This is a genomic window from Colwellia sp. MB02u-10 (assembly GCF_014077185.1).
Classification (GTDB): Bacteria; Pseudomonadota; Gammaproteobacteria; order Enterobacterales; family Alteromonadaceae; genus Cognaticolwellia.
On sequence record NZ_JACGVK010000077.1, the window covers coordinates 78,453 to 100,458 of the forward strand.

Consider the following 22,006-nt stretch of genomic DNA (forward strand, 5'->3'; position numbering starts at 1 on the left):
ATTTAAGGGCTGAAAGCGAAATAACTGCACTTTATGGCCAGAATTAACAATTTTTTACAATCACTCCAGGTAGTTTGCGTTCATTTAAGTGAATTTCAATACCTTTTAATAGGAAGAGAATATACATGACAACTTCATGGTCAACATTTAAAAATAAAATCACCCAGTGCTTATGTCCACCAGGAAACGGGGTTTTTACCGTCAACACAGCCAAAGAGCGTAAGGAGCGTTTGCATAAAGCCTTATTTGGCCAATCAAACGATATAGAGTCACTATGGCAACAAAGTCTTGAAAAACTGCCACAGTCGACTAATGCGGTTATTCTCGGCATTGCTTCAGACTGTGGTGGCGGAATTTTACGTGGTGCTAACTGGGGACCTTTATTTGTTCGCTCAACATTGTTAGAACAATACCCTGATTTAAATGCCTTTGATTTAGGCGACGTGCGCGTTATTCCGCATTTGTTACATGATAAATACCTTAATGAAGCAACCATTGCCAATTGTCGAAAAGCGCTTTATCAAGATCAGAATAGCGAGTTTCCTGTTAGCCCATTATCAATCACAGAAGATGTATTACACGACTTTTATGCCGAATTTCCTAACAAAGGTATATTTGGTATTGGCGGTGATCATTCTGTTAGTTACCCATTAGCAAAAGCCTATTTACAAGCGAAGAAAAAACAAGGCGTGCGTGCGGCTATTATTCACTTTGACGCACATACCGATTTATTGGTTGAACGTTTAGGTATCGACTTATGCTTTGGCTCGTGGTGCACACACATCTTAGACGACTTAACTGAACGTCGTGATTTAATTCAAATCGGCATTCGCTCAAGTGGCAAGCCTAAAGCACATTGGGAAAGCACTTTTGGCGTTAAGCAACATTGGGCACATGAACTTAAAGAGCAAGGCGTGGAAGCGATTATTGAAAAAATAATCAAGCAATTAAAAGCCGATAATATCGATGAAATTTATGTCAGTTATGATATTGACGCACTCGATGAAACCTATGCAGCAGCAACAGGCACACCAGAGCCAGATGGCTTGTCACCCAACGAGTCAATGCAAATATTGCGCGCTATCGCCGCCCAGTATCGAATTACCGGCGCCGACATGATGGAAATTGCCCCCTTCACCGACAGCACAGGTTTAGGTGCCGTCAGCCGTGATAAAACCCTGGCCGCAGGTGCAGAGATTTCAGCTTTCTTGATTGAAGAGATGAATAAATAGCTTTGCCGTTGGATTAGATAGAAATTATCTACTTAATATGATTTATCAGGAAAATAAAAACCGCTTTTTAAGCGGTTTTTTAATTTTAGTCAGTGGTGATGATTAATCTCTATTGAATAACAATATTAATACCGCTAAACACCGTTGTAACACCACCAGGAGTTGTGACATTTATTTCTAACGGCCCACTTGTTGCTTCAGCCTCACCTTTAATAGCAACACCAAATTCGCTACCACCATTGCTAGCATCGCCTGGCCAAGTATAACTACTCGTGCCTACAACAGAGCCTACTGTGGCACCAAACGTAACTGTCGTGCCTGCAGGCATAGGTTGATTATGCAAATCAGCAATAATTATACTCACGGTCCCTGTGCTTTCGCCTGCGATATAAAGTGTTGTATCAATTGCATCAAACTTAGGGTTTGGAATTGTCTCGCCAGCGTTATCCGGGTCTTGAATATCTTCAGTAACCGCATCATTTGTTGCTGTCACTGTCATGTAGGGTGAACTTCCTGACATAATAATTACAGTCGAACCACGAACATTCGTAGAGATTTTTTCTGCTTTTTTAGTCGGATCGGGTTCATCATCTGGGTTAGCACAGTATTGATTTACTACTTCAGTATTTGGATTTGAAACATCATTTAAACCACATAGCACACCGTTATATACACTATCTTGAATATCAAACGTACCGTTATTATTAAAATCAACAAACTCTTCTAATTCACCTCCAACTTCCGTGCTATTTTCTTCAGGGTTATATAGGCTGTCTTCATTATGATCAACAAAAGCTTCTTTAAGATCATAAGGTAAATCACTTACATTTAACCCTTTGAATAAAACATACTCACTTTCGTCAAAACGGCCATTACCGTTTTTATCTGGAAATGACTCTTCACCTATAGCTGTTGCCAAAACGGTAGCTCGACCACCAAACTCTTGTCCAAGATAGTTTTTATTATTTGTTAACGGTCCACGAGCACAAAAAACAGCTGAATTATTATCATCTGCAACGCTACAAAAACTACTGGTTAATATTTTACCTGCTGGTCTAGGATTTTGACTAGTCCACATAACAGAACATACACCACTCACTGTTGTACATGAGGATCCAACTGAACCACCTTCAGTCGTAAAGTTTACCGCGGTGCCATCAGGGACAGGATTATTGAATGCATCAGCCATGCGGACAGTAACCGGTACTTCTACGCCATCAACGCTCCAAGCTTCAGGATTAGCTGTACCTCGAGCGAAACTAAAGCTATCTTGATCAGGTAAACCTGTAGAAACAACTAGCTGACTTGATTGAGTAAACACCATAGTGCCATCTAATGCCTCTGTCGATGCTATGACGCGAATCGTGGTGGGTACGGTGCCTGAGTTAACAACAGTTTGAACAATCCCTTGAGCATTGGTTGTTGCTTGCTCTTGACTTAGTAAAATGCCTCCAACATCAGTATTAAGAGCAAAATTTACAATACGATTATTATATGGATTACCATCAGTATCTTTAACTTTAAAAATGACGGTCGAGCTTTCTGAACCACTTACAATACCCGCTCCTGTTATACCAATATTTTCAGGAGTCGCTGATACAAACTCAATACTACCAATGTCAGCTGCAAACACATTAATAGAAGTTGAAGCAGATAAGTTGATACCACCAGCATTGGCAGTAACATTAATAGGATCATCACCTGTACAACCTTTAGCTAAATAAGTACTTGTCGCAAGACCATTTGCGGTTGTAATAGGGCTACTCATTGTGGCCAATGATTGTGTAACACAAGCTGAGGAAAAATTAACATCTACTGGCTCGGTAAATAAATTGCCTTGGTCATCAATAACAGATACAGAGACAACACTGGTCCCCCCGGCTGAAATTTGCAATAAACTTATTTCGGCTAGACCTTCAACAAATGGCGTACCACTTCCCATAGTAACGGTTGAAGAACCTACTACAAAAATAACGTTGCCAGACTCACCAGTAGAAATAGATGCTGTAACATCACCTGCTCCTAAAGCATCACCAGCAAATATATCCACAATCGCTTGATTATTGTCATCGGTAATCGCAGACGCAATAGGGATATTACCAACGGTAGCAACAAAGTTAACAATTAACGGTGAGCTTATGCCGCTGACTGTTGCAATAACTCGACCAGGTTTAGATGCGGTAATTGTGCTTGTAGCGTTGCCTTGAACGTCAATTAAACTGACATTTATGATGATATCACCAACAACACCGATATCATCACCTTGAGTGGTAAACCCTAATGGGATTGTCGAAGTTTCATCAGATGAGAGCGTAGCTGATATCTCTGAGGCGCCACGAACACTGCCGGCAGTGAGAGTAATGATTGCAACACCGCTATAGTTCGTTAATGCGGTACCAGAAGCCGGAGAAAATGAACCTAATCCAGTACTAAAAGTAACAGCTCTATTGGTAACTGGCGAACCGCTTTGCATCACGGTCGCGGTTATGGTTACCGGCTCAGCGCCAGTAACCGTAGTATCTGAGATAGCTAAAGTAATAGTTATAGCGTCTGGTGTACTACCATCGCTGCCATCTGAGGTTTCGTCAAACCCACCAGCACTACCTCCGCAACCAACTAATATTGCAAACATTAAAATTAAACTAAAACGTTGAAATAGCGCCATAAAAAGAAATTCCCTATAATTTTTGTTATTAATTTACTTATATAATAACGGTATTATTACAAAAAAAGTCAATGATTCACATAAAAATATAATTTATCTAGAACGGGTGGTTTTCAGGGGATTATTTATTAAATTTACGCCAATTAAATCAAACGAAACGCTATTTTTTATTGAGACAAGTAGCTATGTAATTATGTAATTATGTAATTTTTCAAGCAAAGTGGATACAGTAATAAAATTTAAGCAACTTAACATACGCACCATTAAAATATTTTTTTGTCGTTAATCTCGTCGCATCGCATATTAACGCCAATCATTACCTTTTACCTACCTAGCTTAATTAAGGAGCAAAAAAACCAGCAATAAAAATAATCTCGTAAAATCAACAGCCCAACACTTTAATAATTTGATTTATGTTCGTCGCAACAACATAATAAGGCATCGCTCAATAAAATATGAAAAATATGGCTGAAAAAAAGCAAGCAAGTTTAACTGCTCGAATTGTTACCGGTATGATTGCGGGTATCCTCACTGGCACAATTTTACAATGGTTGATGCCTGATGGCTCTGATTTTGTTATTCCTCTATACCTCTTTGATTTTTCAGTCCGCGGCTTTTTAGTTGATGGTGTTTTTGAAGTTATTGGCCAAGTATTTATTTCTAGTTTACAAATGTTGGTCGTACCTTTAGTGTTCGTGTCGTTAATTTGCGGTACCTGCTCACTAAAAGATACCACTAAGCTAGGTCGCATCGGTGGTAAATCTATAGGCTTATACTTACTCACAACGGCTATTGCTATTAGCTTTGCTATGGGTTTAGCTTTACTTGTTAGCCCTGGTGAAGGCGTAAATATGACGGCAGGTACAACCTTTACCAGTCGAGAAGCCCCTTCACTTGCGCAAACCCTTATTCAAATGTTCCCAAGTAATCCATTTGCCTCATTTGCTCAGGGCAACATGCTGCAAGTTATTATTTTTGCTTTATTATTTGGTATCGCCATTGCCCTTTCTGGCAAACCGGGCGAGCGTGTTGCTGCACTTTTTGAAGATATGAGTGTGGTGGTTATGCGCCTTGTTACTATCTTGATGAACATTGCGCCCTATGGTGTATTTTGTTTATTAGCCGGCTTATTTACTGACGTGTCGTTAAGTACCTTTGGCAATTTGTTAGAGTATTTCTTTGTGGTGCTTTTTGCCTTATTACTGCATGCCTTTGTCACTTATCCTGTTTTACTTAAGTTATTTACTGGCTTAAATCCATTAATCTTTTTAAAGAAAATGCGTGATACCGCTATTTTTGCATTTTCAACCTCAAGCAGTAATGCAACTTTACCCATTACCTTAGAGACAACAACAAAAAAAATGGGTGTTAAGAACTCTATTGCTTCATTTACTGTGCCATTAGGTGCCACCATTAATATGGACGGTACGGCAATTATGCAAGGTGTTGCTACGGTATTTATTGCACAAGTATTTAGCCAAGACTTAACGCTTACTGATTACTTAATGGTGATATTAACAGCGACATTAGCATCAATTGGCACGGCGGGAGTTCCCGGTGTTGGCTTAATCATGTTAGCTATGGTGCTAGAGCAAGTCGGTTTACCTGTTGAAGGCATTGCGCTAATTATTGGTGTAGACCGCTTACTAGATATGACACGTACCGCGGTTAACGTGACGGGTGATAGTATGGTAACGATTATTGTCGGTAAGTCTGAAGATCAATTTGATGAAGCGGTGTTTAACGACCCTAAAGCGGGTAAAAATATCGAAGACATTGACTTTCACCACTTAAAATAACCTTTAATCATGGCACTACTCATATAAAAAAAGGGCGCTTAATAGCGCCCTTTTTATTTATAGTAAATATTTTTAGTAAACAATGTGTTGTTGTGACTAAAAGTAGTGCCTAAAAGTTACTACTGGCAATTGCTACTAACTTAGTCAGCTCAACAACACCTAATTAACCTAGCGCCACTATATAAACCATACAAGCTAAGCCATATATCTAAGTTGAAGTATCTACCCTGTAATGAGTGGTTCAAAGCCTTTAACTAACTCGTCTAACGCTTTCATTTGTGCTAAGTAAGGTTCAAGCTTATCTAAGGGTAACGCGCAAGGGCCATCGCACTTTGCGTTTAATGGATCAGGGTGCGACTCGATAAATAAGCCTGCAATACCAATAGCCATACCACTACGGGCTAATTGCGCCGCTTGTGCACGTCGGCCATCAGCTGAGTCTTCTCTACCACCTGGGCGTTGCAAAGCATGCGTGGCGTCAAACATAACGGGCGCATAGTTTTTCATCTCATCCATGGCTAACATATCAACAATTAAGTTATTGTAACCAAAGCAACTCCCACGCTCACAAAGAATAATGTCTTCGTTACCGGCTTCAGCAAACTTATTGATGATATGACGCATTTCATGGGCAGCCAAAAATTGTGGCTTTTTCACATTAATAATCGCACCGGTTTTTGCCATGGCAACCACCAAATCAGTTTGGCGAGCAAGAAACGCAGGTAACTGAATAATATCAGCCACTTCAGCAACAGGTCCAGCTTGGTAAGGTTCATGTACATCAGTAATAATTGGGACATTAAATGTCGACTTAATTTCTTGAAAAATCTTTAAGCCCTCGTCCAAACCAGGGCCACGATATGCGCTAACCGACGAACGGTTAGCTTTATCAAATGAGGCCTTAAATACAAAAGGAATATTGAGTTTTTGGGTTACTTCAACATAATGCTCGGCAATGGTCATGGCTAAGTCTCTCGACTCCAGCACATTCATACCACCAAATAATACGAAAGGTTTATCGTTGGCGATATCAATATCGCCCAGTGAAATTAATTGCTTTGTCATAATATTTCCAATATTTATCTATAGATTAGCGGCGATTCTAGCTGCCAATAATTCTTAACAACTGGCCACATAACCATGCCATATAAGTACCTAATGCATAACCAAAAACAGCTAACAAAACTCCAACAGGTGCTAATGACGGATGAAATGCCGAGGCAATAACGGGTGCCGATGCTGCGCCGCCAATATTAGCTTTACTACCCACCGCTAAATAAAATACCGGTGCTTTAATGTACTTACGTACTGCAAATAATAAGCCTATGTGCACGGCCATCCATATTAAGCCAATCACCATATATTTAGGCGCTTCAACAATTTGCGTAATATCCATATGCAAACCAATAGTAGCAACTAAAATGTAAAGAAAACTACTACCCACCTTTGAGGCTCCTACCGCCTCTAGTTTTCTGACCTTAGTAAAGGAAAGTGCTAAACCGATAGTGGTCACTAATACGATGATCCAAAATAATTTACTGTGTAAGCTAAATTTCTTCAACTCAGGATAGCTATTTTGAAAAAAGGGTACTAAGTAATCAGCCGCTAAATGTGCCAAACCGGCAGCACCAAAGCCAATGGCTAAAATGAGCATGTAATCTTTTAGTTCAGGTTGTTTTGAATTTTCTTGGGTTTCGGCTTCAACTTTTTCAATCAATCGATCAATGCTTGAAGTATCTGCACCATTTTTTGCATCAATTCGCTTATGGTTCGCCGCCATATAAAGCAAAATGGCCATCCAAATATTGGCAACTACAATATCTACCGTCACCATGATGGTAAATATTTTACCATCAGCACCGTAAATTTCTTTCATGGCAAGCATATTTGCGCCGCCGCCAATCCAACTTCCCGCCAGCGCTGCCATACCTCGCCATACCGCGTCTGGGCCTGAAACCCCGATTAACTCAGGCCATACCACTGAAACAATTAATAATGCTAGTGGCCCACCTATGATTACGCCAACAGTACCAGTTAAAAACATAATAATGGCTTTACTACCCAAGCCAGCAATAGCTTTAATGTCGATACTAAGCGTCAATAAGACTAAACAAGCAGGTAATAAATAATATTTTGCCACTTCATCAACTTGACTGACTTCAGCACTCACAATACCAAAAGTATTTAAAAGCGATGGTAACAAATAGCACATTAACAGTGCGGGCACATACTTATAAAATGAGCGACAAGCGGGGTTACTGCTGCTTGAGGTATAAAAAACAAAGCCTAAAATTAGCGCTAGAATTCCAAGTACTGTTGCATCGTTGGTGATCAATGGCATGCTAGCCACAACTGAATCTTGCATTACTTATCCTTATGATTTTTCAAGTTACGGTATTGTTATTATTCTTATAAATGACGCTTAAGCCGACTTTTTAACCGGTAAGTTTTGTTAATGCAATATGGTATCTGCAATTGAAATTTTATCTAACTGAAGCTTTAATAGCTGCGCCGCAGGATCTTTGGGGCATTGCTCAACAAAGTATTGGTAATCATCATAGGCGACTTTAAAACAATCAAGTTGATGTAATAAAAAGCCACGGTCGCGACGTTCAAAGGGATCATTTGGATTCAGTGCCAATAGCATATCCACACATTTGAGTGCGTTATCGTAAGCCTGTTCTCGTATAAAAGCCGCTTTTAGACTCGTGATATGTTCAAGCACTAGGCTTTCTTGTTTCATTATATCTAGCGTGACTTCAAATGGGTCACCTGAAATTTCACTCATGCGAGTATCAAGCTCGTGCCAATTTAGCGACTCACCGGTAACGGGATCAAGAATAATGGCGTAACTGTCATCACAAATAATTCTTAACATGGCTTTTTCTGGTACAAAAACAATGTCAGTCTGACAATCACAAGCATTCGCTACATAGGCAATAAGAACAGATTTTAAGATAGGTGAAACCAGTTTATGCGTTAACGCTGATGACACCTGATATGACATTACTGGCCAATTTTGCTGCTGTTTATCAATAAAAAGTTGATCAATAAATAAGGCATTAATCAATACCTCAGCACGTTCAATGGGATCTTTGATCTCATCAGTTTCACCTTGGCAATAACCCACTAGATCATCCAGTTCACTTTGAACAGCCGTTTTTTTGCCAAAAATAAACTCTTCTATTAATAAAAAAGTTTGTAATAGTTCATTTTCTTCAGATTTAATTTCTGATAACAATAAATCGTTCATGCATACTCTATTAGTGTTTAATACTTATACCAATGCCAATAAGTTTCTTCCCACTTAGCAGAATTTAAAAGACTTAGAAACAAGGTATTGCTTGGAGAGAATGGTTATTCCATTTTCAAAATCAATAACGCAGACTGTCAGCCTTTTACACTCACCCTTCGGGAGTTTTCCAGTGATTCGATAATCGCCTATAACTTCCTATGATTACCTTCATATAGAATAACTATATGCAAAAAAGTTAAATTTTTTCTCAAACAGCTAACAAGCTCTGATTGGTCACTAACTTAATGGATTTGGTCATGATTTTAGCCGCTTATAAGCTAGCTAAAAATACGGATTCCTTGCTTATGGCGAGACGAACAATTAGCATTATCCAGCCTATTGCGCCCAAAAAACCAATAATTTGCATGGCACGATTTCGCGCCAATTTCAGGGTGTAGTAACCGGTAAAAATATAAGCCAACACGGCAAACAGTTTTTCGGCAAACCAGAGTTGTTCTACTGGATTTATCGCTAGCTGAATCGATAACGCGACCCCAAGACCCAGTAATAAGGTATCGATAATATGTGGGGCAATTTTCAACCATTTCAAGGTTAATTTATTTGAATTAGCTAAGGTTAAGGCAAAACGAAAAGTAAAAAGTAAAACACTGATCATCGCAATGGTCATATGTAAATTTTTAAGCATGATAACTCCGTTAAGTTAAGTTTATTTTTTAGTTTTGTGCTTTATGGAGAGTAACAAGCCCAAGTAACTCGATCATTGTGACTGTAATCTTTTATTGTTTGGATTTCGCTATAAGCTAAATCCGCTAGAATTTTTTGTACCATTTTGCTTTGTTCAAAACCATGTTCAATATACAAAAAGCCACCCGGTTTTAAAAAGTTAAGTGCGTGGTGAGCAATAACTTTAATATCTGCTAAGCCATTATCCGCCGCAACTAATGCGGTTTTAGGCTCATACCTGACATCTCCTTCATTAAGGTGATAATCATGTTCATCAATATACGGAGGATTGCTGACGATAATGTCAAAGCGCTTATCATCAGCTACCTGATTAAACCAATCACTTTGATAAATATTAACTTGTGTTAGCGCTAAGTTGTCGGCGTTGATCTTGGCGAGCACAACGGCTTCATCGCTATAATCTACCGCCTCTATTTGCCATTGAGGTCGCTCTGAAGCTAAAGCTAAGGCAATAGCCCCCGTACCTGTGCCTAAATCTAAACAACTTAGTGCTGCTGCTTGATGATGAGTTAACACCAATTCAACTAGCACTTCAGTATCTGGACGCGGAATTAAAGTCGCCGGTGACACTTGCAGTGGTAATGACCAAAACTCACGTAGTTCAACAATATAGGCGATAGGTTCGCCCTGAACTCTGCGCAACATGAGTTCAGCAAATTGTTTTGCTTGGCTGGTAGATAACTGATGCTCTGGCCAAGTTAATAAAAAACTTCTTGGCTTTTCAATAACAAAGCAAATGAGTATTTCAGTATCTAATTTGCTGCTATCTGAGTGAGGCAACAAAAGTTGTTGCCCAAAGGCGGTTAATTTAGCCAAAGTCATCGATGATAAGTTTTCAACCGACAACCTTTGCGCTACAACTGATGCACTCACTAATGTTGCTCGGCAAGCTCTGCTAATAAATCAGCCTGACTTTCTTGCATAATGGGCTCAAGTACTAAGTGTAAATTACCTTCCATGATTTCGTTTAAACGATAAAGTGTCAGGTTGATCCGATGATCACTCATACGCCCCTGTGGGAAGTTATAAGTACGAATTCGTTCAGAACGATCACCACTGGCCACTAAGTTACGACGAGAAGACTCTTCTGCACTTCGGCGTTTTTCATCTTCTATTTGTTGTAAGCGAGCTTGTAATACTGACATCGCTTGGGCACGGTTTTTGTGCTGCGAGCGCTGATCTTGACATTCAACCGCCACGCCACTTGGAATATGGGTAATACGAATAGCTGAATCGGTTTTGTTGACGTGTTGTCCACCCGCACCAGAGGCACGAAAAGTATCTACTTTTAAGTCAGCTTTATTAATTTCAATGGCTTGTGACTCTGGAATTTCTGGCATCACAACCACAGTACAAGCAGAAGTATGCACACGCCCTTGTGATTCAGTTTCAGGCACACGTTGCACTCTGTGACCGCCAGACTCATACTTCATCTGACCGTAAACACCAACACCGTTAACTTTAACAATAATTTCTTTATAACCGCCCTGCTCACTTTCGTTGGAGTTCATCAATTCGATTTTCCAACCTTGCTTTTCAGCATAACGGCTGTACATACGAAATAAGTCACCGGCAAAAATAGCGGCTTCATCACCGCCAGCTCCAGCACGAATTTCAACAAAACAGTTATTGTCGTCTTTTGGATCACGAGGCAATAATAAAACTTGCAATTCCTCGGTCATTTTTTCTACCAATTTCTTCGCCGACTTAAACTCTTCTTGCGCCATTTCACGCATATCAGGGTCTTCATCTTTAAGCATTTCTTCTGCCGCGGCAAAATCATTCTCGGCATCTTGAAAGCGATGAAAGGCTGAGGTTACAACTTCTAATTGTGAAAATTCTTTTGATAATGCCTGAAACTTTTCTTGATTAGAAATAGTTTCAGGATCAGACAATAACGCTTGTACTTCTTCAAAGCGTTCGACAAGTATCTCAAGTTTTTGGTAAACAGATTTATTCATTAAATGATCTTATATAGTCAATGATTGATGAATTACCCGCGCATTATATTCGACTATGCAGGTAATTTGTACTAAATAGGTATGCAAGCGAGCAGTATAAAGAGCTTAGCTCAGAGTTTCAACGGCTGTGAAGATAGCGAAAGGTAAATTATTGCCCGCTTAAATTAAAGACGAGGTAAACCCAGTGGCTAATCTTGATGGTCAATATCAAAAATATCGCGTAAGTAAATAAGCCGGTCTAACTCTCCACCTTGTGCGGCCGATTGAATAGCACTGGTGGGTGCATGCATAAATTTATTGGTTAGCTTAGTTGCAAGCTCAGCAATTACCGCTTCAGGTTTTTTGTTTGTCGCTAGTTGTTGCATGGCTTTTTCAAGCAATTGATCACGATTTTCTAAACACTGTTTACGATATGAAATTACCGTATCTTGGGTATTTAAACCACGTAACCATGACATAAAAACAGATGACTGTTCAGTAACAATACCTTCGGCTAATACTGCTTCTTTGCGGCGATTATTTAAATTTTTTGCAATGATATTTTGTAAGTCATCAACGGTGTAGAGAAATACGTCTTCAAGATCTGAAACCTGCTCTTCAATATCACGAGGAACAGCTAAATCGACCATAAACATTGGCCGATGCTTTCTTTTCATTAAAGCCTTTTCCACCATACCTTTACCTATAATGGGTAAAGTACTACCGGTTGAACTGATGACAATATCAGCACTAGACATCATTTCTGGAATTTGTGCGAGCGTTATAACATCGGCACCAAATTTTTTTGCCATGTTTTCAGCGCGACTTAAGGTGCGGTTTGCCACCGTAATATGGCCAACATTATTTTCGTATAAGTGTTTAGCCACTAATTCAATAGTTTCCCCAGCCCCCACTAGCAGAACCCGGGTTTTATCTAAACTGGCAAAAATATGTTTTGCTAAGTTAACTGCAGCAAAAGCAACAGAAACCGCACTTGCCCCTATTTCGGTATCGGTTCTCACTTGTTTAGCGACACCAAAAGTACGTTGAAAAAGTCGGTCCATCACTAACGCCATTGAACCGGCCGCTTTAGCTTGTTTATAGGCTTGTTTCATTTGCCCTAATATTTGTGGCTCACCCAGTACCAAAGAATCTAAACCACAAGCAACACGCATCATATGATTAACCGCTTGTTGATCTTGATGCCAATATAAACTTGGCGTTATGGTAGACGCAGGAACATTGTGGTGTTGTACTAACCAACGTACTAAACGCTCTTGGGTTAAGGTAATATCACCTTCTTGAACGATATAAAGCTCGGTTCGATTACAGGTAGATAAAATCGCGGCTTCTTTACAATCTACTGAATGGATCAGTTCCTGCAAAGCCGAACTCAAGTTATCAGGGTTAAATGATATTTTTTCCCTAATGGCCACTGGAGCGGTTTTATGATTGATACCTAATGCAACTATCGACATATGAATATATTGAGTCCAAAAAATGTTAATGGCCGGCAGTGTCTGCGGCGGATGACTATTATCTACGGCTGATTATACGCTTGTAATGACTATTCGGCGCAATTATCAGTTAGATATTGAAAAAAACCTATGATTTGAGATAAAAAATCGCGATAATTTTACGTAAAATCACCTTAAATTGAAAGCATGCAGTGATATGTTTTCGTTATTTGTTGTTTCTCTTGATGAAGCAAAGCTTATTTAATTTATTCAGCTCAGGAACGCTATGTATAATATACGACTCATTACGCTGTTTTTTATCAGTCTATTAAGTGCTTGTTCTAGCATCAACGACATACCCGTAGAAAATAATCAAAAAAACCAAGATATTGCCGCACGCAACCAACAAGTATCACAACTTAATAGCTGGACCATAGTGGGGAAAATAGCCTTTATCGATAGTCAAAAGCGCCAAAGTGCGTCATTGCACTGGAAAAAAAATGCTGTTGATCAAACCGAGTCATTAAATTTATCGACCTTATTTGGCATTCAGGTATTAGCACTTACTCGACAACAAGATAACTTTGTTTTAGAAGTTGACGGTAATCTTTATAATACGGCAGATTTAGACTATTTAATCTATACACTTACCGGTTTAGATTTACCGACGCGTGCCATGAGCCATTGGCTGAAAGGGTTAGCTTTTTTACCTACAGATAAGGTAGATTACCATCTGAAAACTCAACTACCACAGTCTTTAACCAGTCATTATAACAATAAAAACTGGTTGATAAAATACAGTAAATATCATCACATTGGCCCATTTCAATTGGCTAAACAGCTAACGATTATTCAAGGCGATTTACGGATAAAAATTGTCATTCATTCATGGAAATTTTAACGAGGTTATCGTGAATAAGCAGCCCTTTATTGTATTTAAGTCACCGGCCAAGCTCAATTTATTTTTACATATTGTCGGTAGAATGGACAACGGTTATCACCAACTAGAAACTGTTTTTCAGTTTCTAGATTACCACGACACTATCGCCTTGCGGATCACAGCAGATAAAGCCATAACGCTACTGACGCCGATTCCAGGCGTAAACAATGACAACAATTTAATCATCAAAGCTGCACGACTATTGCAAAACTATAGCGAATGTCAGCAAGGGGTGGAGATTAAGTTAGAAAAGCTATTACCTATGGGCGGCGGCTTGGGCGGCGGTTCATCAAATGCCGCGACTGTGCTACTGGCACTCAATGCACTTTGGCAAACAAAGCTGACAATTGAACAACTTGCTGAGCTTGGCATAACCTTGGGTGCTGACGTACCCATTTTCATTCATGGTTTTGCCGCATTTGCCCAAGGCATTGGCGAACAACTGACCCCCGCTACACCAAAAACTTATTGGTATTTAGTTTCTAAACCCGATTGCAGCATTTCTACTGCCAGTGTTTTTACCGCGAAAGATTTAACTCGAGATACGCCCACTATACGTTACAGCGATGATGATATAGAAAATTATCACAATGATTGTCAAACTTGGGTAATAAAAAACCACCCCGAGGTTGCCAAACTACTGGCTTGGTTGATAGAATACGCGCCGTCCCAGATGACTGGAACTGGTGCGTGTATTTTTTCACGTTTTAGCTCCAAACAAGACGCGTGCTATGTGCAATCTTTACTGCCAAACGGTATAGAATCATTCGTAGCCGAAGGACTAAATCAATCGCCCTTACATGCTGCAATTGCGGCAGTAAACGACAATTAAGTTCGGATAAAATTAATATAAATGCCATTAAAACTGGCAAAAATAAAATAATTTGCTGATATTTAACTCACCGTTTTATTCAGTATCGTAATTTAAATGTCAAAAGTTTCTAAGGAACTCACCGTGCCTGACATGAAGATCTTTGCGGGTAATGCCACCCCTGAACTGGCCAAACAAATCGCTAACCGCTTATACATCACCTTAGGCGAAGCCAAGATTGGCAGTTTTAGTGATGGTGAAATTAGTGTTGAAATTACCGAAAACGTACGTGGTGCGGATGTTTTTATTATTCAATCAACATGTGCCCCTACCAACGATAACTTAATGGAACTAATCGTGATGATTGATGCGCTACGTCGTGCATCAGCTGGACGTATTACCGCTGTTATGCCTTACTTTGGTTATGCTCGTCAAGACCGTCGCGTTCGCAGTGCTCGTGTCCCCATTACCGCAAAAGTTGTTGCTGACTTCTTATCAAGTGTGGGCGTTGACCGTGTTTTAACGGTTGATTTACACGCAGAACAAATTCAAGGCTTCTTTGATGTGCCAGTGGATAACGTTTTTGGTACGCCTATCTTATTAGAAGATATGTTAGCGCGTAACATTGAAAATCCAGTGGTAGTTTCACCTGACATTGGCGGTGTTGTTCGTGCACGTGCCGTGGCTAAATTATTAGATGATGCAGATCTTGCCATTATCGATAAACGTCGTCCTAAAGCAAACATTGCGCAAGTAATGCACATTATTGGTGATGTTAAAGGTCGTGACTGTTTTATCGTTGATGATATGATTGATACTGGTGGTACATTGGCAAAAGCGGCTGAAGCATTAAAAGAACACGGTGCTAAACGCGTATTTGCTTATGCAACTCATCCCGTATTTTCTGGTAATGCCGCTGAGAATATAAAAAATTCAGTGATTGATGAAGTTGTTGTTACTGACTCAATTCCACTGTCAGATGAAATTAAAGCGCTAGGTAAAGTTCGTCAACTTACCTTAAGCGGCATGTTGTCAGAAGCTATTCGTCGAGTATGCAACGAAGAATCTATTTCTGCGATGTTTGATGCTTAAGCGTTAATTAACAAATATCATTCAAAAAAAGCACCCTTAGGTGCTTTTTTTTATTGTTATAAATCCAAAGCCCTGACTCATAATAGCCTTGCCTTTAAAAGTAACATAAGTAATGGATTTCGATTCATCAGAGTGTTATCATGCTGCGCCTTTTTTAGCTAATTACGCTTGGATAGTGTTTCACTAAGAGTGAAGTACTAGTTAATCGCTAATTAACCTTAAAAAAAGGAACAGGTTGCTTTTGGTCGCAAAAAGCAACGACCTTTAATTATTAAATAATGGATATAACCCATGACTGATTTATTTACATTGGATGCTGAAGTACGTACAGATTTAGGGAAAGGTGCGAGCCGCCGCCTACGTCACGCGAGCAAAGTTCCAGCAATTTTATACGGTGAAGGCCAAGAGCCTGTTTCTTTAACGTTAGCGCACAAAAATGTTTTTCGTGCCCAACAAGAAGAAGCATTCTACTCTCACGTTTTAACTATCAACGTTGACGGCAAGCCTGTTGAGTGTCTTTTAAAAGACATGCAACGTCACCCGTTTAAACAACTTGTCATGCATTTAGATTTTTTACGTATCGATGCAACGCATGTTGTGCAAGTTAATGCTCCAATTCATTTCCTTAATGAAGAAGCAGCAGAAAAACTAGGTGGCAAGATTGCTCATCTAATGAATGAAATAGCAATTACATGTTTACCTGCTAACATTCCTGAGTTTATTGAAATTGATGTTGCTAATTTAGCTGTTGGTGAAACAATACATTTATCAAATGTTACTTTGCCTAAAGGCGTTACATCTGACGAATTAGTTAAAGGCGAAAGCCATGATCAAGCCGTTGTTACTGTGAACGCTCCTAAAGTTCCAAATGCTGACAGCGAAGCAGCTGAAGATGCTGCAGCTGAGTAATAGTTAACTTTACTCATGATGAACAAGCTTAAAGGGAGATGTTTTTATAACATGCCCTTTAAGCTTTTTAGTTTTAAATGCACTTGAATTTATTGACCTTAAGTTTAATAACAAGAGTAAATAATTAGATGGCGATTCAATTAGTAGTCGGCTTAGGAAATCCAGGTTCCGAATACAGTAAAACCCGTCATAATGCTGGTGATTGGTTCGTTCAAGAGCTTGCTGCACGTAACAACATTTCACTAAAGCCAGAAAAAAAATACGCTGGCCTATACGGTAAGGGGTTAATTGCAGGGCAATTAGTTCATCTTCTCATTCCTACTACTTTTATGAATTGTAGTGGTAAAGCCGTAGCACCTTTAGCCAATTTTTTTCGTATTCCTGTTGAAAGCATTCTTGTTGCTCACGATGAGCTAGATATGTTACCTGGCGTTTGTAAAATCAAACAAGGTGGCGGCCACGGTGGCCACAACGGCTTACGTGATATTATTTCATGTTTGGCTAATAACAAAGAATTTTATCGGTTACGCATTGGTATTGATCATCCAGGTCATCGCGAACGCGTTACTGGGCATGTGCTTGGCAAAGCACCGGCCAATGAACAAAATTTAATTGACCAAGCGATAGACGAAGCTGCGCGCTGTTTTGAAATTTGGCAAACAGACGACATTAAAAAAGCACAAAATCGTCTACATTCTTTTAAAGCGCAATAAAGATTATTGCGTCAACATAATAGGTAAACATCATGGGATTTAAATGTGGTATTGTTGGCTTGCCCAACGTAGGTAAATCAACGCTTTTCAATGCGTTAACTAAAGCAGGTATTGAGGCAGCAAACTTCCCTTTTTGTACAATCGAGCCTAATACGGGTGTTGTGCCTGTACCCGACCCACGCTTAGACGCATTAACAAAAATAGTTAAGCCAGAGCGTGTGTTAGCAACCACCATGGAATTTGTTGATATTGCAGGCTTAGTGGCTGGCGCTTCAAAAGGTGAAGGTTTAGGTAACAAGTTTTTAGCTAATATTCGTGAAACTGATGCCATTGGCCATGTTGTTCGTTGTTTTGACAATGACAATATTATTCACGTTGCTAATAAAGTTAGTCCAATTGATGATATTGAAGTGATCAATACTGAATTAGCCTTATCTGATATGGACACCGCAGAGCGCGCTATTTTTCGTTTAGCTAAGAAAGCCAAAGGTGGCGATCAAGAGGCTAAATTTGAAATGCCCGTTTTGGAAAAAATACTAAAGCATGTTGAAGATGGTGAAATGATCCGTTCTTTAGTATTAACTAAAGAAGAAAAAGCTGCCGTTGCTTATTTAAACTTTTTAACCATCAAGCCAACTATGTATATCGCCAATGTTAATGATGATGGTTTTGAAAATAACCCTTACCTTGACCAAGTGCAGAAAATTGCTGATTCCGAAGGTGCCATAGTGGTAGCAGTTTGTGCTGAAATTGAAAGCGAATTATCTGAAATGGATGATGAAGACCGTATTGAATTTATGGCTGAAATGGGCTTAGAAGAGCCTGGCCTAAATCGTGTTATCAATGCGGGTTATTCTTTACTTCACTTGCAAACCTATTTTACTGCTGGTGTAAAAGAAGTAAGAGCTTGGACAGTGAAGCAAGATGCTACCGCACCACAAGCGGCCGGTGTTATTCACACTGATTTTGAAAAAGGCTTTATTCGCGCTGAAGTAGTTGCCTATGATGATTTTATCGAGTTTAACGGTGAGTCTGGTGCGAAAGAAGCGGGTAAGTGGCGCTTAGAAGGTAAAGAGTATCGCGTTAAAGATGGCGACGTGGTGCATTTCAGATTTAATGTTTAATTTTTAATTAAAGTTTAATTGACCAAAAAAAGAGAGCTTAGGCTCTCTTTTTTTCTCCCATACCTAGCACTTGATCTGTTTAACGTTAACGCTAGCTCTGTGCATTTAAGTAAAGCGTTTGTCACCATCCTCAAACATTACAATACAATTAAAAGGTAATTCAGTTATACCCATTTAATTAAGTGGACTACTTGTTCATACAGAAAATTGTATAACAGGGTAGTTTTTCATTTTCACCATTAAAAATGAACAGCTAATTAATCAACTGGGTATTAGATAGCCGCTCCACTTCAAGGCTGAGTTGCAGCGCTAAGCTAGAACATCGGATTAAGGCACAATTACCTATATAGCTAGAAACCGCGACTTACATGAATGCACTCATGCCGTGGAGCCATAGATAGCTGAGAACGGCTAAGAACGGCGAGATAATTATCAAGCAGTATTTCGCCTATGTAAATGTCGGTACTTACCTTTAAACTTTAGTCTTTAATCTTTAGTCTGGAACCATAAACATCTATCTTGAGGAGTTTTCACTGCGCGCAACAAGATCATAAACTTAATAAAACCGGTATAACTCTTTTTCGACTTACTGAAATCTAGCAACGAAATAAAAAATTTGGTTTTAAAAAAGACTTTGTCACTCAAAAGGACAATAAAACATAAAACGTTTAGCAAAAGTTTAGTGATCATTAAAAAAATTGCGTAGTAAAAGCTAGCAAGGAAGTTATTAAATAGTCATGATAAGTAAACTCATTAAACTATCTTACTATTAGCTTTGTCTTTTGGGGCTATTTCTGTGCAGATATCCGACAAATTGCACAGCGATTAGCCAAACAAGAAAAAAGTCTTATTTTTTGATAAAAAACGGTTGACGTAAGGCGATCAGATTTGCATAATACGCGCCACTTGCTGAGAGGCGAGATGGAAAGGCTACATAGCTCAGCTGGTTAGAGCACATCACTCATAATGATGGGGTCCCAGGTTCAAATCCCGGTGTAGCCACCACTTTCCACTCTTAGTAAGAAATAGAAGAAATGCGGGTTTGGCGGAATTGGTAGACGCGCTGGATTTAGGTTCCAGTATCGAAAGATGTGAGAGTTCAAGTCTCTTGACCCGTACCATTCTATTAACAAGTATCATCATGGTATTTGTTAGAAAGTAAGTAACATTGTTGGGGTATAGCCAAGCGGTAAGGCAGCGGGTTTTGATCCCGTCATTCTGAGGTTCAAATCCTCATACCCCAGCCACTTTCTTTTACGTTATCTGAAAGTTTATCAATGTTTCTCACTTTAATCTAAAAGTATCCAGTTGGGGTATAGCCAAGCGGTAAGGCAGCGGGTTTTGATCCCGTCATTCTGAGGTTCAAATCCTCATACCCCAGCCACTTTCTTTTATGTTAATTGTTTTATGATTTCAATTTATTGAGATTACTACCTGAATATGCGGGAGTGGCGGAATTGGTAGACGCGCTGGATTTAGGTTCCAGTATCGCAAGATGTGAGAGTTCGAGTCTCTCCTTCCGCACCAATTCTAGATATAAATTTTCTTCCTGTACTTCTATATAGTTATCATAATTAAACTTCTCTTATACATCTCCTAGATACTAGCTATTATTCCCCATAAAAAATACACTTTAACTTTTAATCTAAGCTGATTTTTACTCTCGATCCCTTTCAAAATAAATACGCTTGCTACTATTCTGATCATTTCTCCTGATTCAAAACATACTGCTATGTTATTTAGTTAATCACTATCGCTGCATGGATGCGTTTACTAGACCTTGCAGGCGCCTATTACCCTGAACAAGGCATTATTAAAATAAACGCCCTGTCTTTGCCCGTTTCCCCTGCGAATAAAGTAGAGCAGATAACTAATCAAACGGCTATAAGATATTAAATTAACGCTATACACCACACGCATAAGCTAAGGCTTTATTTTTCAAGTTTGGCACTTTATTTACCATCATTAAGCCAGCATTTCGGGCAAGCTTGACTAAAGGTGATACATGGCCAAATGACAAATATAATGCATCCATCGTCGTCATCATTAATAAATTATCCGTTCTTCTTTTTTGTTGATAACGCGATAAAATTTCTGGTTGATGCCATAACTCGCCATTACCGATAGCTTTTGCAATAACATGCTGCAAGGCTTTAACATCTTTAAAGCCTAAATTAACTCCTTGTCCTGCCATAGGATTAATCGTGTGTGCCGCGTCGCCTATTAACAGTACTCGGCCTTTCTGGTATTGATTCGCATGTCGCCGTGTTAAGGGAAACGACGCTTTATTAGTAATGGCTATTTTTCCTAAACAGCTTGGAAAGTGCTGCATTATTTCTTGTGCTAGATTGTCATGGGATAATGCTGATAAGCGCTTTATTTCATCTTTATTATGATACCAAACCAATGAAGCACAATTCCCTGACATAGGGAGCATGGCAATGGGGCCTGTTTGAAAAAACTGTTGCCAAGTTATATCTTGTTGTGGCTTTTCTGTCTCGACATTGATTAACAGAGCTGATTGGGCATAGTCCCAACCTGTGGTGCCAATATTCACTAGTTTACGGACATAAGAATTCGGACCATCGGCACCAATAACTACTTTAGCTTTTATAGTGCCTGACGATAAAGTTAACTCAACGTCTGTTGGGCTTTGCTCAAGTTTAATTAAGGTTTCAGGACACAATAAAGTAATATTGCTGTGTTGCTGCATTTGTTGCCATAAAGAAAGTTGTATCAACCTATTTTCAACAATATGACCTAAATGCGTTTGTTCGATATCTTTGGCATTAAACTCGGTGTAGCTGCGCTCAATCTCCCATACGCCAAGGCGCTTATAGGGGCAAACTCGCCACTCTTGCAACTGCTGCCAAGCACTTAATTGTTTTAACAATTGCTCTGATGCTAAGGAAATCGCTGAAACCCTCAAGTCAAAGGCTTGTTCGGGAGAAAAATTTTCTGGCACACTTTTTTCAATAATGGCTACACTTAATCCTAACTCAGCCAGTGATAAAGCACTTGCCGCACCTACCATGCCACCACCAACAACAACACAATCAAACTGATTCATCATGATTTTTACAACTTTATGAACGTTAGGTTATTCTACCCAACCTGATATCTTAATTCGATGTTTATGTGCTAGATGATGCAACAATCCATATATCACTCATTTTCTAATTGTTTCAGCTTGTGTTCGTAATACCAATTCCGATAATTAACTGTTCAACTTTGCCCAGTCCCTTCTGCATAGAGATAAGACCCGTTCTGTATCCGCTATGAAGTTGTTCCATGCAATAGAACACTTATCCACTATATCCTCAT

General features: G+C 39.3%; 17 protein-coding genes and 5 tRNA genes. 13 read left to right on the top strand and 9 right to left on the bottom strand.

Annotation, left to right across the window (positions count from 1 at the left end):
- The first annotated feature begins 125 nt into the window (after window positions 1-125).
- Window positions 126-1,232, top strand: coding sequence for an arginase family protein (locus H4J59_RS03530; RefSeq protein WP_182236862.1), 1,107 nt, complete (start codon window positions 126-128; stop codon window positions 1,230-1,232).
- 109 nt (window positions 1,233-1,341) lie between these two features.
- On the opposite strand, the gene H4J59_RS03535 is transcribed toward H4J59_RS03530, so the two are convergent.
- Window positions 1,342-3,897: a hypothetical protein gene (locus H4J59_RS03535; protein ID WP_182236864.1), complete on the bottom strand. Its 2,556-nt coding sequence runs from the start codon at window positions 3,895-3,897 to the stop codon at window positions 1,342-1,344.
- 464 nt (window positions 3,898-4,361) lie between these two features.
- On the opposite strand from H4J59_RS03535, the gene H4J59_RS03540 reads away from it, so the two are divergent.
- Window positions 4,362-5,696 (top strand): dicarboxylate/amino acid:cation symporter, encoded by a 1,335-nt coding sequence (locus H4J59_RS03540; RefSeq protein ID WP_182236866.1) that lies wholly within the window; start codon window positions 4,362-4,364, stop codon window positions 5,694-5,696.
- A gap of 222 nt (window positions 5,697-5,918) precedes the next feature.
- Here H4J59_RS03540 and kdsA read toward each other — a convergent pair whose 3' ends face one another.
- From kdsA to hemA, 7 genes are all read right to left on the bottom strand, one after another.
- Entirely contained in the window at window positions 5,919-6,761 is an 843-nt protein-coding gene (kdsA, locus tag H4J59_RS03545) for a 3-deoxy-8-phosphooctulonate synthase (RefSeq protein WP_182190299.1), read from the bottom strand.
- A 37-nt stretch (window positions 6,762-6,798) separates the two neighbouring features.
- Window positions 6,799-8,061 carry a DUF819 domain-containing protein gene (locus tag H4J59_RS03550; RefSeq protein WP_182236868.1) on the bottom strand — a complete coding sequence of 421 codons (1,263 nt, stop codon included), beginning with the start codon at window positions 8,059-8,061 and terminating at the stop codon, window positions 6,799-6,801.
- 87 nt (window positions 8,062-8,148) lie between these two features.
- Complete coding sequence (locus H4J59_RS03555) at window positions 8,149-8,949, bottom strand: tetratricopeptide repeat protein (RefSeq protein WP_182236870.1); 801 nt, start codon at window positions 8,947-8,949, stop codon at window positions 8,149-8,151.
- Between the two features lie 313 nt (window positions 8,950-9,262).
- Complete coding sequence (locus tag H4J59_RS03560; protein ID WP_182236872.1) at window positions 9,263-9,637, bottom strand: SirB2 family protein; 375 nt, start codon at window positions 9,635-9,637, stop codon at window positions 9,263-9,265.
- A gap of 41 nt (window positions 9,638-9,678) precedes the next feature.
- Entirely contained in the window at window positions 9,679-10,518 is an 840-nt protein-coding gene (gene prmC, locus H4J59_RS03565; protein ID WP_182236883.1) for a peptide chain release factor N(5)-glutamine methyltransferase, read from the bottom strand.
- Window positions 10,519-10,568: 50 nt separating this feature from the next.
- Window positions 10,569-11,657 (bottom strand): peptide chain release factor 1, encoded by a 1,089-nt coding sequence (gene prfA / locus H4J59_RS03570; protein ID WP_182185068.1) that lies wholly within the window; start codon window positions 11,655-11,657, stop codon window positions 10,569-10,571.
- Window positions 11,658-11,845: 188 nt separating this feature from the next.
- Window positions 11,846-13,114 carry a glutamyl-tRNA reductase gene (hemA, locus tag H4J59_RS03575; RefSeq protein WP_182236873.1) on the bottom strand — a complete coding sequence of 423 codons (1,269 nt, stop codon included), beginning with the start codon at window positions 13,112-13,114 and terminating at the stop codon, window positions 11,846-11,848.
- A gap of 265 nt (window positions 13,115-13,379) precedes the next feature.
- Here hemA and lolB point away from each other — a divergent pair, with 265 nt between their 5' ends.
- The 11 genes from lolB (at window position 13,380) to H4J59_RS03630 (ending at window position 20,209) form a co-directional block, all read left to right on the top strand.
- Window positions 13,380-13,994 carry a lipoprotein insertase outer membrane protein LolB gene (gene lolB / locus H4J59_RS03580; RefSeq protein WP_182236875.1) on the top strand — a complete coding sequence of 205 codons (615 nt, stop codon included), beginning with the start codon at window positions 13,380-13,382 and terminating at the stop codon, window positions 13,992-13,994.
- 10 nt (window positions 13,995-14,004) lie between these two features.
- Window positions 14,005-14,865, top strand: a complete 861-nt coding sequence (ispE, locus tag H4J59_RS03585; RefSeq protein ID WP_310733156.1) for a 4-(cytidine 5'-diphospho)-2-C-methyl-D-erythritol kinase — start codon at window positions 14,005-14,007, stop codon at window positions 14,863-14,865.
- Window positions 14,866-14,988: 123 nt separating this feature from the next.
- The gene (locus H4J59_RS03590; RefSeq protein ID WP_182236887.1) at window positions 14,989-15,936 is read left to right on the top strand and encodes a ribose-phosphate pyrophosphokinase; all 948 of its coding nucleotides are present in this window, start codon (window positions 14,989-14,991) and stop codon (window positions 15,934-15,936) included.
- A 291-nt stretch (window positions 15,937-16,227) separates the two neighbouring features.
- On the top strand, window positions 16,228-16,845 hold the full coding sequence (locus H4J59_RS03595; RefSeq protein WP_182236877.1) for a 50S ribosomal protein L25/general stress protein Ctc: 618 nt from the start codon (window positions 16,228-16,230) through the stop codon (window positions 16,843-16,845).
- A 128-nt stretch (window positions 16,846-16,973) separates the two neighbouring features.
- Window positions 16,974-17,558: an aminoacyl-tRNA hydrolase gene (gene pth / locus H4J59_RS03600; protein WP_182138024.1), complete on the top strand. Its 585-nt coding sequence runs from the start codon at window positions 16,974-16,976 to the stop codon at window positions 17,556-17,558.
- 32 nt (window positions 17,559-17,590) lie between these two features.
- Window positions 17,591-18,682, top strand: coding sequence for a redox-regulated ATPase YchF (gene ychF, locus H4J59_RS03605; RefSeq protein WP_182138023.1), 1,092 nt, complete (start codon window positions 17,591-17,593; stop codon window positions 18,680-18,682).
- 928 nt (window positions 18,683-19,610) lie between these two features.
- Window positions 19,611-19,687, top strand: a tRNA-Met gene (locus tag H4J59_RS03610).
- A gap of 31 nt (window positions 19,688-19,718) precedes the next feature.
- A tRNA-Leu gene (locus H4J59_RS03615) sits at window positions 19,719-19,803 on the top strand.
- A 51-nt stretch (window positions 19,804-19,854) separates the two neighbouring features.
- Window positions 19,855-19,929: transfer RNA gene (locus tag H4J59_RS03620), tRNA-Gln, on the top strand.
- A gap of 62 nt (window positions 19,930-19,991) precedes the next feature.
- A tRNA-Gln gene (locus H4J59_RS03625) sits at window positions 19,992-20,066 on the top strand.
- A 58-nt stretch (window positions 20,067-20,124) separates the two neighbouring features.
- Window positions 20,125-20,209 (top strand) — tRNA-Leu (locus tag H4J59_RS03630).
- A 376-nt stretch (window positions 20,210-20,585) separates the two neighbouring features.
- On the opposite strand, the gene H4J59_RS03635 is transcribed toward H4J59_RS03630, so the two are convergent.
- Window positions 20,586-21,752: an FAD-dependent oxidoreductase gene (locus H4J59_RS03635; protein WP_182236888.1), complete on the bottom strand. Its 1,167-nt coding sequence runs from the start codon at window positions 21,750-21,752 to the stop codon at window positions 20,586-20,588.
- Window positions 21,753-22,006 lie beyond the last annotated feature (254 nt).